Source organism: Pseudomonas sp. NFACC04-2, assembly GCF_900119265.1.
In the GTDB taxonomy this organism is placed as follows: Bacteria; Pseudomonadota; Gammaproteobacteria; order Pseudomonadales; family Pseudomonadaceae; genus Aquipseudomonas; species Aquipseudomonas fluorescens_AA.
Genome location: NZ_FPJC01000001.1, coordinates 125,292 through 139,591 on the forward strand (window position 1 = coordinate 125,292; position 14,300 = coordinate 139,591).

General features: G+C 62.5%; 15 protein-coding genes. 11 read left to right on the forward strand and 4 right to left on the reverse strand.

Annotated features, from left to right (window positions below; all coding sequences use genetic code 11):
• From BT125_RS00590 to BT125_RS00620, 7 genes are all read left to right on the forward strand, one after another.
• Nucleotides 1-459, forward strand: a complete 459-nt coding sequence (locus tag BT125_RS00590) for an Lrp/AsnC family transcriptional regulator (protein ID WP_072404358.1) — start codon at nt 1-3, stop codon at nt 457-459.
• The gene (locus BT125_RS00595) at nt 456-968 is read left to right on the forward strand and encodes a siroheme decarboxylase subunit beta (protein WP_072404360.1); all 513 of its coding nucleotides are present in this window, start codon (nt 456-458) and stop codon (nt 966-968) included. The genes BT125_RS00590 and BT125_RS00595 overlap by 4 nt, the downstream gene beginning before the upstream one ends.
• A complete protein-coding gene (locus BT125_RS00600; protein ID WP_072404362.1) occupies nt 961-1,404 on the forward strand; it encodes an Lrp/AsnC family transcriptional regulator in 444 nt (147 codons plus the stop codon). Before BT125_RS00595 ends, BT125_RS00600 begins: the two co-directional genes overlap by 8 nt.
• Nucleotides 1,379-1,948 (forward strand): siroheme decarboxylase subunit beta, encoded by a 570-nt coding sequence (locus tag BT125_RS00605; RefSeq protein WP_072404364.1) that lies wholly within the window; start codon nt 1,379-1,381, stop codon nt 1,946-1,948. The genes BT125_RS00600 and BT125_RS00605 overlap by 26 nt, the downstream gene beginning before the upstream one ends.
• 114 nt (nt 1,949-2,062) lie before the next feature.
• Nucleotides 2,063-3,241, forward strand: a complete 1,179-nt coding sequence (gene nirJ, locus BT125_RS00610) for a heme d1 biosynthesis radical SAM protein NirJ (protein WP_072404366.1) — start codon at nt 2,063-2,065, stop codon at nt 3,239-3,241.
• A 40-nt stretch (nt 3,242-3,281) separates the two neighbouring features.
• Nucleotides 3,282-4,124, forward strand: a complete 843-nt coding sequence (gene cobA / locus BT125_RS00615) for a uroporphyrinogen-III C-methyltransferase (protein ID WP_072404368.1) — start codon at nt 3,282-3,284, stop codon at nt 4,122-4,124.
• Entirely contained in the window at nt 4,121-5,617 is a 1,497-nt protein-coding gene (locus BT125_RS00620) for a nitrite reductase (protein WP_072404370.1), read from the forward strand. The genes cobA and BT125_RS00620 overlap by 4 nt, the downstream gene beginning before the upstream one ends.
• Nucleotides 5,618-5,877: 260 nt before the next feature.
• On the opposite strand, the gene BT125_RS00625 is transcribed toward BT125_RS00620, so the two are convergent.
• The 3 genes from BT125_RS00625 to BT125_RS00635 all read right to left on the reverse strand — a co-directional run bounded on the left by BT125_RS00625 (nt 5,878) and on the right by BT125_RS00635 (nt 10,121).
• Entirely contained in the window at nt 5,878-7,062 is a 1,185-nt protein-coding gene (locus BT125_RS00625) for a porin (RefSeq protein ID WP_060742065.1), read from the reverse strand.
• A gap of 390 nt (nt 7,063-7,452) precedes the next feature.
• Complete coding sequence (locus BT125_RS00630) at nt 7,453-8,727, reverse strand: glucarate dehydratase family protein (RefSeq protein ID WP_072404372.1); 1,275 nt, start codon at nt 8,725-8,727, stop codon at nt 7,453-7,455.
• Nucleotides 8,724-10,121, reverse strand: a complete 1,398-nt coding sequence (locus BT125_RS00635; protein WP_256573608.1) for an MFS transporter — start codon at nt 10,119-10,121, stop codon at nt 8,724-8,726. Before BT125_RS00635 ends, BT125_RS00630 begins: the two co-directional genes overlap by 4 nt.
• 108 nt (nt 10,122-10,229) lie before the next feature.
• Between BT125_RS00635 and BT125_RS00640 the strand changes: the two genes are divergently transcribed.
• Both BT125_RS00640 and BT125_RS00645 read left to right on the forward strand, forming a co-directional pair.
• Nucleotides 10,230-11,126, forward strand: coding sequence for a LysR family transcriptional regulator (locus BT125_RS00640; RefSeq protein WP_060742062.1), 897 nt, complete (start codon nt 10,230-10,232; stop codon nt 11,124-11,126).
• Nucleotides 11,127-11,417: 291 nt separating this feature from the next.
• Nucleotides 11,418-11,852, forward strand: a complete 435-nt coding sequence (locus BT125_RS00645; protein ID WP_072404377.1) for a nuclear transport factor 2 family protein — start codon at nt 11,418-11,420, stop codon at nt 11,850-11,852.
• Nucleotides 11,853-11,946: 94 nt separating this feature from the next.
• Here the strand turns inward: BT125_RS00645 and BT125_RS00650 are convergent, their stop codons facing one another.
• A complete protein-coding gene (locus BT125_RS00650) occupies nt 11,947-12,870 on the reverse strand; it encodes a LysR family transcriptional regulator (RefSeq protein ID WP_072404379.1) in 924 nt (307 codons plus the stop codon).
• A 128-nt stretch (nt 12,871-12,998) separates the two neighbouring features.
• Between BT125_RS00650 and BT125_RS00655 the strand changes: the two genes are divergently transcribed.
• Together BT125_RS00655 and BT125_RS00660 are read left to right on the forward strand one after the other, a co-directional pair.
• Nucleotides 12,999-13,205: a tautomerase family protein gene (locus tag BT125_RS00655; RefSeq protein ID WP_072404382.1), complete on the forward strand. Its 207-nt coding sequence runs from the start codon at nt 12,999-13,001 to the stop codon at nt 13,203-13,205.
• A 353-nt stretch (nt 13,206-13,558) separates the two neighbouring features.
• Nucleotides 13,559-14,293 (forward strand): SDR family NAD(P)-dependent oxidoreductase, encoded by a 735-nt coding sequence (locus tag BT125_RS00660; RefSeq protein WP_072404384.1) that lies wholly within the window; start codon nt 13,559-13,561, stop codon nt 14,291-14,293.
• The last annotated feature ends 7 nt before the right edge of the window (nt 14,294-14,300 follow it).

The window sequence follows — 14,300 nt, forward strand, 5'->3', positions numbered from 1 at the left end:
ATGACACTCAACTCACTGGCCCGGCGCCTGATCGATCGATTCCAGCATGGCCTGCCGTTGTGCGCCGAGCCCTATCAAGCCATGGCCGAGACCTTGGGCTGCAGCGAAGCCCAGGTCATCGACTGCCTGCACCACCTGCAAGTGGCCGGGACCTTATCGCGCGTCGGCCCGGTGTTCGAACACACCCGGGCCGGGGCCAGCACCCTCGCCGCCCTCGCCGTGCCCGAAGACCGCTTGCACCAGGTGGCGGCACGCGTCAGCCAATACCCGGAAGTCAATCACAACTATGCCCGGGAGCATCGCTACAACCTCTGGTTCGTACTGACCGGCCCCAACCGGGCCCACCTGGACAACATCCTCCAGGAACTGGAACACGACACCGGTCTCACGCCACTGGACCTGCCCATGCTCACCGCCTACCGCATCGACCTGGGCTTCGCCCTGGAGGCCACCCCATGAAAAACGCCCTGAGCGAGCAACAGTCACTGGCGCTGCGCCGTCTACTGGAAACCGGCCTGCCCCTGACATCGCGGCCCTTCCAGGCCCTGGCCGAGCAGATCGAGGCCAGCGAGCCCCAGGTGCTCGAGCAGGTGCAGTGCTGGCATGAACAGGGCCTGTTCCGGCGCGTCGGCCTGGTGGTCAACCATCGCGCCCTGGGGTTTGCCGCCAACGCCATGCTGGTGCTGGACGTGCCGGACGCCCTGGTCGATGAAGTCGGTCGGCGCCTCGGCCAGGCCCCCGGCATCAGCCTTTGCTACCAACGCCCGCGGCGCCTGCCCCAGTGGCAATACAACCTGTTCTGCATGATCCATGGTCGCCAGCGCGACCGCGTCGAAGCCCAGGTCCAGGCGCTGCTGGAAGAACACTTGCTGGATGACCTGCCCCATCAATTGCTGTTCAGCACGCACCTGTTCAAACAATGCGGCGCACGTTACGCCGCACCGGTCGGAGCCCGTACCGATGGATGACCTCGACCGCCGCCTGATCAATCGCCTGCAACTGGGCCTGCCGCTGGTCCGCCATCCTTGGCAAGCCCTGGCCCAGGAACTGGACAGCAGTTGCACTGAATTGCTCGACCGCCTGCACGAACTGCTCAACGACGGCGTACTCACCCGCTTCGGCCCGATGTTCGACATCGACCGCCTGGGCGGCGCGTTCACCCTGGCGGCGCTGGCAGTGCCCGAACCACGCTTCGAAGCCATCGCCGAGCTGCTCGCCGACATGCCCGAAGTGGCCCACAACTACCGCCGCGAGCACACCTGGAACATGTGGTTCGTGCTCGCCTGCCCCAGCGAACAGGCAATCGACGACACCCTGCTGCGCATCGAACACCTGACCGGCCTGGTGCCGCTGAACCTGCCCAAAGAGGAGACCTACCATGTCGGCCTGTACTTCCCCGTCTGAGGCTTCGTGGCAAGCGCCGCCACGGCTGGATGAAACGCCCTTGGCGTTGCGCCTGGTGGAACTGACCCAGGCTGGCCTGCCCTTGCTCGAAGACCCCTGGGCCTGGCTGGCCGAGCAACTGGGCTTGAGCGTGGAATCCACCCTCGATCTGCTCAAGCGCCTGCAGGTCGAAGGAGCAATCCGGCGGATCGCCGCCGTGCCCAATCACTACCGCCTGGGTTATCGCCACAACGGCATGACGGTCTGGGACGTGACCGACGCCGACATGTCGCGCCTCGGCGCGCTGCTGGGGGCGCAGCCCTTCGTCAGCCACTGCTACCGGCGGCCACGCCGGCCCGGCTGGCGCTACAACCTGTTCGCCATGGTCCACGGCCGCAGCCGCGAAGAAATCGACAGCTACCGCGAACACCTGCGCTACCTGCTGGGGGACGCCTGCGCCGCCGACGACATGCTGGTGAGCAGCCGCATCCTGAAAAAAACCGGCCTGCGCCTGACGCCTGTGGGAGCAAAGCTTGCTCGCGAAACAGGGGCGCAGGTTTTATGAAGGACCGCATCGACTTCATCGCGGGCAAGCCTTGCTCCCACCAACCCTTGCTCCCACAACGCGGGAACAAGCCGCGCTGAACCCGAACGTCGATCGAAATCGAAGGAGCGCTTTATGTTGAGGATCAGCCACTACCTGCGAGCCCTGGCCGGGCAATGCCCCGCCCCACGCGTCGTGCCACCGGGCAAACACCGCCCGCCGGTGGTGATCTGGAACCTGCTCAGGCGTTGCAACCTGACCTGCAAGCACTGCTATGCCACGTCGGCCGACAGCGTGTTTCGCGACGAACTGGACACCGCGGCGGCGCTCAAGGTCATCGATGACTTGCATGACGCCGGGGTGCGCGTGCTGATCTTGTCCGGCGGCGAACCGCTGCTGCGCGACGACCTGTTCCAACTCAGTGCCTATGCCCGCAGCAAGGGTTTTTTCCTGGCCCTGTCCACCAACGGCACACTGATCGATAGGTCCAATATCCAACAGATTGCCGCGGCGAACTTCGATTACGTCGGCATCAGCATCGACGGCCTGGAAGCGACCCACGATGAGTTCCGCCAGCTCAAAGGCAGCTTCGCCAGCTCCATGGCGGCCATCCGGCTCTGCCGCGAGCAAGGCATCCGAGTCGGATTGCGCACCACCCTCACCCAGCACAACCACGCCCAGTTGCCGCGCTTGCTGGACTTGATGGATGAGTACGACGTGCAGAAATTCTATCTGTCGCATCTGAACTACAGCGGCCGGGGCAAGCGCAGTCGCAAGCTCGATGCCCACCAGCAAATGAGTCGCGAGGCCATGACCCTGATCTTCGAGCGGGCCTGGCACGACATCGAACAGGGCCGCGACAGTGACTTCGTCAGCGGCAACAACGACGCCGATGCGATCCTGTTGCTGCAATGGGTATCCCGGCGCATGCCCCGGCACTACGCCGCACTGGAGCAGATGCTGCGGGCCTGGGGCGGCAATGCGTCGGGCAGCGGCATCGCCAACATCGACAATACCGGCGAGGTCCATCCCGACACGTACTGGTGGCAGCACTCGGTGGGCAACGTGCGCCAGACGCCGTTCAAGACCCTCTGGTCAGAGCGTCCCGATGCCCTGCTGCTGAAGCTGCGCGAACATCCACGGGCCGTGGGCGGCCGTTGTGGACAATGCCGCTGGCTGGACATCTGCAACGGCAATACCCGCACCCGCGCCTGGGCCGACGGCGACCTGTGGGGCCAGGACCCCGGCTGCCACCTCAGCGATGACGAAATCGGCCTGCACGCGATTCCCAGCGTTGCGATGCCCTGCGCCTGATAAACCGACGGCGAACCTGATGACGAACCAAGGAAGTCCCATGCCTGCCTCCATCGTTTTGCCCGCTGTCCTGCAATCGCCCTTCAGACCGGGTGAAGTCGCCCTGGTCGGCGCCGGCCCCGGTGACCCGGGCCTGCTGACGTTGCGCGCCTGGAGCCTGTTGATGCAGGCCGACGCGGTGGTCTACGACCGCTTGATCAGCCCGCAACTGCTCAACCTGATCCCCCTGCCCTGCGCCCGGCACTACGTCGGCAAGGCCGCCGGTTGCCACAGCCTGCCTCAGCCACAAATCAACGAACTGCTGGCCGACCTGGCCGACCAGGGTCAGCGGGTGGTGCGACTCAAGGGCGGGGATCCGTTCATCTTCGGTCGCGGTGCCGAGGAGCTGGAGTATCTGCTGGCGCGGGGTATCGATTGCCAGATCGTGCCCGGCATCACCGCCGCGGCCGGTTGCAGCACCTATGCCGGCATTCCCCTGACCCATCGCGACCTGGTCAATTCCTGTCGTTTCATCACCGGTCATCTGCAACGCGAAGGCGACTTGAACCTGCCCTGGCAAAGCCTGGCGGATGACAGTCAGACCCTGGTGTTCTACATGGGCTTGTCGAACCTCGGCACCATCGCTACGCGACTGATCGCGGCGGGTCTGGCGGCCGACACGCCGGCAGCCTTGATCAGCAACGGCACGCGCCCCGACCAACAGGTCCTGCGGGGCACCCTTCAGCAATTGCCGGAGATGGCGCTGACGTGCGCCGAAGGCCTGCCGACCTTGACGGTGATCGGCAAGGTGGTCGGCTTGTTTGCCCATCAACTGCTGGAGCATCCGGCGCGTCTGCACCCGGCCATACCGCTCCAGCCCGGTATCTCAAGGGTGGCATCATGAGAATCGGCTGGCTTGCCTCGTTGCTGTGGATCGGTGCCGTCCACGCTGCCACGGCGCCCGAACCGGACCTGGCATTGGCCGAACACAACTACCAGCAACACTGCCAGCAGTGCCACGGGGTCAATCGCATCGGCGCTGCCGGGCCGGCGCTGTTGCCCCAGAGCCTGAGCCGGATCAAGCCCGACGAGATTCGCCAGGTGATCGAGCATGGGCGCCCGGCCAGCCAGATGGCGGCATTCGGTGCGGTGCTGGAGCCCGCACAGATCGATGGCCTGACCCACTATCTCCAACGTTCGCCTGCCGTCGAACCGACCTGGAGCGAGGACGACACTCGCCGCAGCCATCGCTTGCTGGCGGATGTCGCGACCCTGCCCGACAAACCCCAGCACCACGCCGATCCGCTGAACCTGTTCGTGGTGGTGGAGGCTGGCGACCATCACGTCGATATCGTCGACGGAGATCGCTTCGAGGTCCTGGCGCGCTTCGCCTCACACTTTGCGCTACATGGCGGACCGAAATTTTCGCCGGACGGACGCTTCGTCTATTTCGCCTCCCGGGACGGCTGGATCAGTCTGTATGACTTGCACAACCTCACGCTCATCGCCGAGGTGCGGGCCGGGCTCAATACCCGCAACCTGGCGGTGAGCAAGGACGGGCGCTGGGTGCTGGTGGGCAACACCCTGCCGGGTAACGTGGTGGTGCTGGATGCCCGCGACCTGTCACTGGTCAAGACGGTTGCAACGGTGGGGCTGGACGGCCAGGCCTCGCGGGTCAGTGCGGTCTATACCGCGCCGCCGCGCAACAGCTTCATCGTCGCCTTGAAGGACGTGAAAGAGGTCTGGGAGCTGTCCACCGGGCCGAAGCCGGACTTCGTGCCCAGGCGGATCGAGGCCGAGGATTACCTCGACGACTTTTCCTTCTCGCCCGATTACCGACAGTTGCTCGCCACCTCACGCAAGGCCCAGGGCGGCCAGGTGATCGACCTCGACACAGGGCGGATCGTCACCGACATCGCGCTGCCGGGCATGCCGCACCTGGGCTCGGGGACCTATTGGAAACGCGATGGGCACTGGGTGTTCGCCACGCCCAACATCAGCAAGGGGCTGATCTCGGTGATCGACTTCGACACCTGGAAAGTCATCAAGCAAATCCCCACCCTAGGGCCGGGTTTCTTCCTGCGCAGCCATGCCAACTCTCGCTACGCCTGGACCGATGTGTTCTTCGGCCCCGACAACGACGCCATCCACCTGATCGACAAACAGACCCTGGAAATCGCTCACACCCTGCGGCCCATGCCCGGCAAGACCGCTGCCCACGTCGAGTTCACCCGCGACGGGCGCTACTTGCTGCTGAGTATCTGGGACACCGATGGCGCGCTGATCGTCTACGACAGCAACACCCTTCAGGAAATCAAGCGCCTGCCCATGAACAAGCCTTCGGGCAAGTACAACGTCGGCAACAAGATCGAGTTCGCCGAGGGGACATCCCACTGAAAAAAGGGGGCTGATGCGCAGCCCCCAAGATCAATCGACGCGAGATATCAGGATGTCAGGCCTCAGGGCTGCTGCGCAGCCCAGCGGGAGCAAGCTCCCTCGCCACAAAAGCGATCGGAGGGGTACATCAGTGAAACATCCTGTGGGAGCGAGCTTGCTCGCGATAGCGGCGGGTCAGTCAACATCCATGCCGACTGACTTGAGCCCATCGCGAGCAAGCTCGCTCCCACAGGGTAATGTGCGCAGTCAGGGGGTCACCCTTACCAGGTGAGCACCGCGCCCACAGCAAAGGTGTCGGTGTCTTCGTTCTGGGCACTGGTGTCGTGGCCGTTGATTTCGAACTGGTTGTACTCGGCCACGAGCTTGAGGTTGTCGTTGATGTCGTGGAACAGCGCGATGCCCCGGGTTTCGTAATCGGCGCCACTGCCTACCACGCCGTTGCCGTCGTCATCGGTCTTGCCGTAGGACAGCGCCAGGCGGTTCTTGCCCAGCTTGTACGAGCCCTGCAACAGGTAACCCTTGCTGTCGACATTGCGCAGGGTGGCTTCACCGGCGTTGTTGGTGAAGAACGGGTTGATGCCCTTGGCCTGGAACCCCGAGCCGGTGAGCGACAACCCACCCATCTTCGCCTGTACGCCATACCCCAGGCCTTTGGAAGTCACCGATTCGACGGTGGAGTCGGTATTGTCCGAGGTCTGGTAGCTGCCGTTGAGCCAGCTGTAGATCTTCGCCCCGCCCAGGTCGAACTGGTAGGTAATTTCGCTCTCGGTGCGCGGGTTTTCCTGATAGGCCTTGCCGGTAGCACTGTTGTCGTTGGTGTCCACCGGATCCATGATCCCCACCGCCACCCGCAGCCCGTCCATCACCGGCGTGCGATAAGTAATCTGCGAAGTCGGGAACGGGTACGGGTAACCGCTGCCGATGTTGCCGAATGACACGCCACCGCCGTCCACCAGCCCCAGGGTGTCGCTGACCTGACCATAACCGGCGAGCAGTTCGTCCAGCAGGATGTTGGAGCGGGCAAACAGGCCGAAGTCCTTGCCGATCAGCACTTCGCCCCACTCTGGATTGGCCACGGTGCCGTAGAACTGCCGTACGTCGATGGCGGTGTCGGTGCCGTTGGTTTCACTATCGTTGATAGTCACCCAGAACGAAGCCCGGGCGCCGAGCTTGAGGTCATCGACCTGCTTGCCCATGTTGAACCCCAGGTAGTTGGGCAAAAAGCCCATCTTGACCCGCGCCTGCCGACGGTCGTACTGCTCACCCGCGCGGTCCACGTCGCTGTTGACGTAGAAGGCGTTGATGTAGCCGTCGGTGGAAAAGGTGGTCTGGTCCTTGTCGTACAGCATGATTTCAGCGTTGGCCCAAGACGTCAGGCCCAGACTGGAAAGACCGGCGATGACCGCAGGCAAAAAACGCAGGCAGGTATTTTTATTGTTGTGCATGGCGCGCTCCGCAACAGGGGACGGGATGTCGGAGGCGATTATCGAAAGGTGCCAGGGCGCGTCATACGCTGCCTTGGAGGCAATTGACGAATGCTTTGGAAGCGCCGGCCCGGCGCGGCAGTTTGGGTGTAAGACGGCGAGGACGAGGGGCGCGACAGCTTGGGTGTAAGACTGCCTTGCCGACGGCTGCGATACTTTGGGTGTGGGCCGGTTGTCCTGCTTATTGTGGGAGCGAGCTTGCTCGCGATGGCGGCAGGTCATTCAACAATACGGTTGGCTGACACAGCGCTATCGCGAGCAAGCTCGCTCCCACAGGTTTGCACCGTGTTGCTTTTGTGGTGAGGGCGCTTGCTCCCGCTGGGCGGCGCAGCAGGCCCCCTCGCTATCAGCTCAGAACCTCGGCTTGACGGTCTTCCACTCCGGCCGGTAGCGCTGCATCTGCCGCACATCGTCGCGCTGACGGATGCCGCAACTTAGGAACTGGTCATGCAGCTTGCCCAATTGATCCCGGTCCAGCTCCAAGCCAAGGCCCGGCGCCCGGGTGATCTTCACGCAGCCGTCGACAATCGGCAGTTTGCCGCCCTTGATCACTTCTTCATCCGGCTCCTGCCACGGGTAATGGGTGTCGCAGGCGTAGTCCAGGTTCGGCACCGCGGCCGCCACGTGGGCCATGGCCATGAGGCTGATGCCCAGGTGCGAGTTGGAATGCATCGACACGCCCAGGCCGAAGGTGCTGCACATTTTCGCCAGAGCCTGGGTGTCCCGCAGCCCACCCCAGTAGTGGTGGTCGGCCAAGACGATCTGCACGCTGTCCAGGGCCACGCTGCGGCGGAACTCATCGAAATCGGTGACCACCATGTTGGTCGCCAGGGGCAGCCCGGTGCGTTTGTGCAGTTCGGCCATGCCTTCCAGCCCTGGCGTTGGGTCTTCGTAATACTGCAAGTCATCCCCCAGCAGCTCGGCCATGCGAATCGAGGTCTCCAGGGACCAGTTGGCATTGGGATCGATGCGCAGCGGGTAGCCGGGAAAGGCCTGTTTCAACGCCTTGATGCAGGCGACTTCATGTTCCGGATCGAGGGCGCCGGCCTTGAGCTTGATGCTCTTGAAGCCATAGTCCTGGATCATCCGCCGGGCCTGGGCAACGATCTGCTGTTCGCTCAGCGCCTCGCCCCAACCGTCTGGCGGGTATGGCGAATCGATGTGCTCGGCGTACTTGAAAAACAGGTAGGCGCTGAACGGGATCTCGTCGCGAATCGCGCCGCCCAGCAGGTCCACCAGTGGCACGTTCAAGTAATGGGCCTGCAAATCCAGGCAGGCCACTTCGAACGCCGAGTAGGCATTGCTCACCGCCTTGCTCGCATGGGAACCCGGTGCCAGTTCGGCACCGGCAGCGCTGGCCGGTTTCTGCGCGGCGACGGTCGCCTGGACGATGGCTCGCAACTGATTGAGGTTGAACGGGTCCAGGCCGATCAACTGGCTTTGCAACTGCTGCTGGATCGCCAGGGCCGGGGCATCGCCGTAGCTCTCCCCCAGGCCGATGTAACCGTTGTCGCTCTCGATCTCGATGATCGAGCGCAGCGCGAACGGCTCATGGATACCGCTGGCGTTGAGCAAAGGTGGATCGCGAAAAGCGATGGGTGTCACGGTGACGCGTTTGATCTTCATACAGCGGCTCCCGATGGGCCAGGGTTCAAGGCTTGGTTTTTTTCCGGCTGATTGGCTTCGGCAACGGTTTCGGGCCGGCCGGACAGTGAGTTCGGGGTATCGCGCTTCGGCGTGGTGCGGGCGAAAAAGATCACCACGGCGGCGACAAGCGAGGTGGCGGCCAGCCCATACAGGCCGCCCTCAATGGAGCCCGTGGTCTGTTCCAGGAAACCGAAAGCCGTGGGCGCCACGAAACCGCCGAGGTTGCCGATGGAGTTGATCAGGGCGATCACCGCCGCCGCGATGCGCGCATCCAGGTAGCCTTGAGGAATCGGCCAGAACAGCGCCGAGGCCGCCTTGAAACCAATCGCCGCAAAACAGATCGCCACGAAGGCGAAGATCGGCCCGCCGGTGGTGGACATGAACATGCCGAACGCGGCGATCACCAGCGTCACCGCGACCCACGCCTGCTGGAATTTCCATTTGCCGGCCAGGGCGGCAAACCCGTACATCGCGACGATGGAAATGATCCACGGAATGGAATTGAGCAAACCGACCTGGAAGTCCCCCAGGCTCCCCATTTTCTTGATCATGCTCGGTAGCCAGAACGTGGCGCCGTAGATGGTCAGGGCGATGGAAAAGTAGATGAAACAGAACAGCGCGATCTGTCGGTCGGCCAGCAACTTGAACATCGATGGTTTGATCACTTGCGCGGCTTCTCGGGCCCGCTGCTCTTCGGCGATGGCAGCGATCAGCACGGTCTTCTCTTCGGCGGTCAACCATTTGGCCTGGCTCGGGTGCGATTGCAGCCAGAACCAGACAAACCCGCACAGCACGATGGAGGCGAAACCTTCGATCAGGAACATCCATTGCCAGCCATGCAGCCCCATCCCGCTGATGTGCAGCAAGGCGCCAGACACCGGGCCGGAAATCACCGAGGCGATGGCCGAGCCGCTGAGGAAGATCGCCATCGCCTTACCGCGCTCATTGGCAGGCAGCCATTGGGTGAAGTAGTAGATGATGCCGGGAAAGAAGCCCGCCTCCGCCGCGCCGAGAATGAAGCGCAGCACATAGAAGCTGGTTTCACCTTGCACAAAGGCCATGGCCATGGCCGCCGCGCCCCAAGTGAACATGATGCGCGTCAACCAGGCCCGTGCGCCGTAGCGTTGCAACAGCATGTTGGACGGGACTTCGAACAGCGCGTAGCCGACGAAGAACAACCCAGCGCCGAGCCCGTAGGCCGCGGCACCGATGCCCAGATCGGTTTCCAGATGGCTGCGCACGAAGCCGATGTTGACCCGGTCGATGTAGTTGACGATGAACATCACCACCACCAACGGCAGTACATGACGTTTGACCTTGGCCGCCGCGAGCGCCAGGGTGCTGTCATGGGTGGAGTCCGTTACGTTATTCAAGGGTGCCTCCCGATTCATTGTTTTTGTGGGGAACGGGATGATGATGGACGCGGTGGATTGTTCCCGTCTAATCTAACTTGGCACTTGATTGATACCTGGATTGAATCAATGTTTGAACTGGCCCAGTTGCGCTGCTTCACCACCGTGGCGACCGAACTCAACTTCCGTCGCGCCGCCGAACGCCTGAACATGACCCAGCCACCACTGAGCCGGCAGATTCAATTGCTGGAACATCACCTGGGCGTCGAACTGTTCACCCGCAGCACCCGCAGCGTGGCGCTCACCGCCGCCGGCCGGGCGTTTTTCATCGAAGCGCAGAACCTGTTGGAACAGGCGCAACAAGCCGCCGTGGCGGCCCGGCGTTTCGCCCAGGGCGACATCGGTTCGGTGACCATCAGCTTCGTCGGCAGCGCGGTGTACGAGTTCTTGCCCAAGGTGATTGCCGAGGCGCGGTTGAAGCAGCCGCAGGTCAAGATCGTCCTGGCGGAAATGAACACCTACCAGCAGCACGAAGCCCTGCGCGCCCGGCGCATCGACCTGGGGATCGTCCGCTCGCCGCTGCTGGAAACCGGCTACGCCACTGAATGCCTGGTGCGCGAACCCTTCGTGCTGGCGGTACCCGCCGGGCATCCCCTGGCGACTGCCGACACGGTGAGCGTCCAGGACCTGGATGCCCAGCCGTTCCTCATGTACTCCCACTCCGCCTACCCGCCCTTCAACGAACTGCTCACCGGCATGCTCCGCTCGGCCCGGGTCGCGCCGCAATTCGTGCAATGGTTGGGGTCGTCGCTGACGATCCTGGCGCTGGTCAACGCCGGCATGGGCCTGGCCCTGGTACCGCGTTGCGCCACCAGCGTGGTGTTCAAGCAAGTGGTGTTCCGTGAGATCGACCTGGGCGAAGGGGTGCAGAGCGAGTTGCACCTGGTGTGGCGCGAGGACAACGACAATCCAGCGTTCACCATGTTGCTGGAAGGGATTAGGGGGGCGGTTCGCGAGGGGTTGTGAATGCGCCACCATGGCTAAAGCGTCTCCTGTGGCGAGGGAGCTTGCTCCCGCTGGGCTGCGAAGCAGCCCCCGGTATTTGCCTGACACACCGAGTCGCCAAGGCGTTGTTGGGGCTGCTGTGCAGCCCCGCGGGAGCAAGCTCCCTCGCCACAGGGGGGCGCCCCACTAATTTGGCTCCTTCAGAAATTAACCGGCGCATTGGCTATTCCCGGCTTTCCCTTGAGGTTGTACGATGACCGACGAGAATGTAATGCTCGTCCTTCTCCAATACAACAAAAACAAGGAACCCCCATGAAGAAGACCACACTCGCCATCAGCTTCCTGTGCCTGTTCAGCGGTTACGCAGCGGCGGCCAATTCATCCGCCGAGCAGGAAGTGGCCCAGGCCGTCGACCACCTGACCCAGGCCATGCTGCACAAAGACATCCCGCAACTCCAGGCCCTGGCCGCCGAGAACCTCACCTACGGGCATTCCAGCGGCAATATCCAGGATAAGAAAGCCTTCATCGCCGACATCGAAACGGGCAAGAGCGCGTTCAAGACCCTGGAAATGCAGAACCAGAAAATCACCTTGTCCGGGGACACTGCGCTGGTGCGCAATCACTTCTCGGCACAGGCGCTCAAAGGCACGGAAGTGGTGCCGACGGAAATCGAGAACTTCCAGATCTGGCAGAAGCAGAAGAATGGCAAGTGGCTGCTGATTGGCCGTCAGGCGTTTCGGTTCTGATAGAGAAACTTTCTGCGCAAAGCGTCCTGTCAACTTGAAGGCGCTGTGATCTGTGTCGAGGGGATTTATCCCCTCGACACAGATCACAATCACCTCAATCCGCGGCCCACTGCTTCCGGTACTGCAGTAGAAAATCCACGAAGGCACGTACCCGTTGCGGCACATACCGGCCATGGGGATACAGCAAGGTAAACGGACGCGAGCGCCCCGCAAAAGGCGCAAGTACTTCCACCAATTGCCCGTTGGCCAGCTCCTGCTCCACGATGAATTTGTAGGTCTGGAACAAGCCGGCGCCATGTTTGGCCAGCGTCACGCCGCCGAGCACGTCGTCCGAACAGCAATACCCCCCTTCGCCGAACACCTCCTTTTCCTTGCCCTCGACATTGAACAACCAGGAAATCCGTCGCCCGCTGCTGGGCAATTCGAACTGGATGCACTCATGGTCGTCCAGGTCCTCAAGAACCTGTGGCGTGCCGGCCTTGCGCAGGTAATCCGGGGACGCGACCACCACCAGTTTCGCGTCTTCCAGCAGACGGGCGATCATCGACGAGTCCGGCTGGGCTCGCACCCGGATGGCGAGGTCATAGCCTTCGGCAACGAAATCGATGTTTCGGTTGCTCAGGTGCAGGTCCACGCTGACTTGCGGGTACAGTGCACGAAACGCCGGCAGCAACGGCAGGATCCGGTGATGACCATAGGTGGTGGGCAAGCTGATGCGCAGTTGCCCGGACGGCACCGATTGGGCGCCCATCATTTCCTGTTGCGCCTCGACCAGTTGCGTCAACGCTTGCCGGCATTGTTCGAAATAGGTCTTGCCGGCTTCGGTCAGGCGGATGCTGCGGGTGGTGCGCACGAAAAGCCGTGAGCCCAGGCGCTCTTCCAGGCGAAAGATCGAGCGACTCACCGCCGCCGGGGTAACCCCCGCCAACTGCGCCGCGGCCGTGAAACTGCCCGCCTCCGCCGCGAGGCAGAACAGTTCTATGCTGCCCAACTGCAGGTCTTCGAAATGCCGCTTCATGATTCGTTACACCGCGTATCAACTGAAGTTTCCAAAGGCCTGTTTATCAGCCTGCGGCGTATAAATACAGTGGTCCTGCAACACGCGGGCGTTGTCCTGCGTCCATTTCCCATCAGTTGGAGTGCAACATGCCTTTCGTCAACGTACGAATTACCCGAGATGGCGTCACCCGAGAACAGAAAGCCCAGGTGATTGCCGAAATCACCGAAACCCTCCAGCGCGTGCTGGGCAAGGATCCTCACTTGACCCATATCGTGATCGAGGAAGTCGACACCGATAACTGGGGATACGCGGGGATGATGACGACGGCGTATCGAAGTCTTCCCAAGGAGTAACGCTTCACCCTTGCGAGCCCGGTCCGATTGACCGGGTTTTTTTCTGCCTGCCGACCCAACAACCCTGTGAGAGTTATCGGCGAACGTGGGTTTGGCGATCAACTGAGAACACTGTGGGAGCGAGCTTGCTCGCGATGGCGGTGTATCAGTCAACATCACTCCCGACTGACCTGACGCTATCGCGAGCAAGCTCGCTCCCACAGGGGTGACGTGTTGCTCTTGTCATTGATTACATGACGTATCAACTCAAGTACCAGAAGCCTTATTTATCAAACCCTGATGCATCAATACCCTGAATTCAACCAGCGCCATACAGGCGCATCGGTTCCATTCAATGTGATCAGGAGTCAATCATGAGCCTCAACAAAACCGTCATCATCACCGGCGCTTCCAGCGGGATCGGCCTGGGTTTGGTCAAGGCGTTCCTGGCCCGGGGATACAACGTGGTGGGCAATGCCCGCTCTCCGTCCGGACTGGACGCTGCCGCCGCCCAGCTCGGCCACCCGGCCGGTTTCATGGGTGTGGCCGGCGACATCGCTGACCCGGCCACTTCAACCGCCCTCGTCGCCCAAGCTGTCGAGGCGTTTGGCGCCGTTGACGGGCTGGTGAACAACGCCGGTTTCTTCCTGCCAAAACCCTTTGTCGAATACAGCCCCCAGGACCTGGACGCGCTGCTGGACACCAACCTCAAGGGCCTCGTCTACGCCAGCCAGGCCGCTGCGGCGCACATGATCGGCCGCCAGCGCGGCTTCATCATCAACATTTCAGCCGCCGTGGCGCTGCAACCGAACATCCAGGTGCCGGCGGCTTTGCCAGTGTTGATCAAGGGCGGCGTCAACCAGATGACCCGCGCCCTGGCCCTGGAACTGTCGCCCCACAACATCAAGGTCAACGCGGTCGCCCCCGGCATCATCGACACACCCATGCACGACCCGGCGCACCGCGACTTCCTCGACAACCTGGCCCCGGCCGGTCGCGTGGGCACCATCGAGGAAATTGCCGATGCCGTGTTGTATCTGGCGGGCGCTGATTTCACGACGGGCGCGATACTGCCGGTGGACGGGGGGATGAGCACCGGTAAGTGGTAGGAAAAAC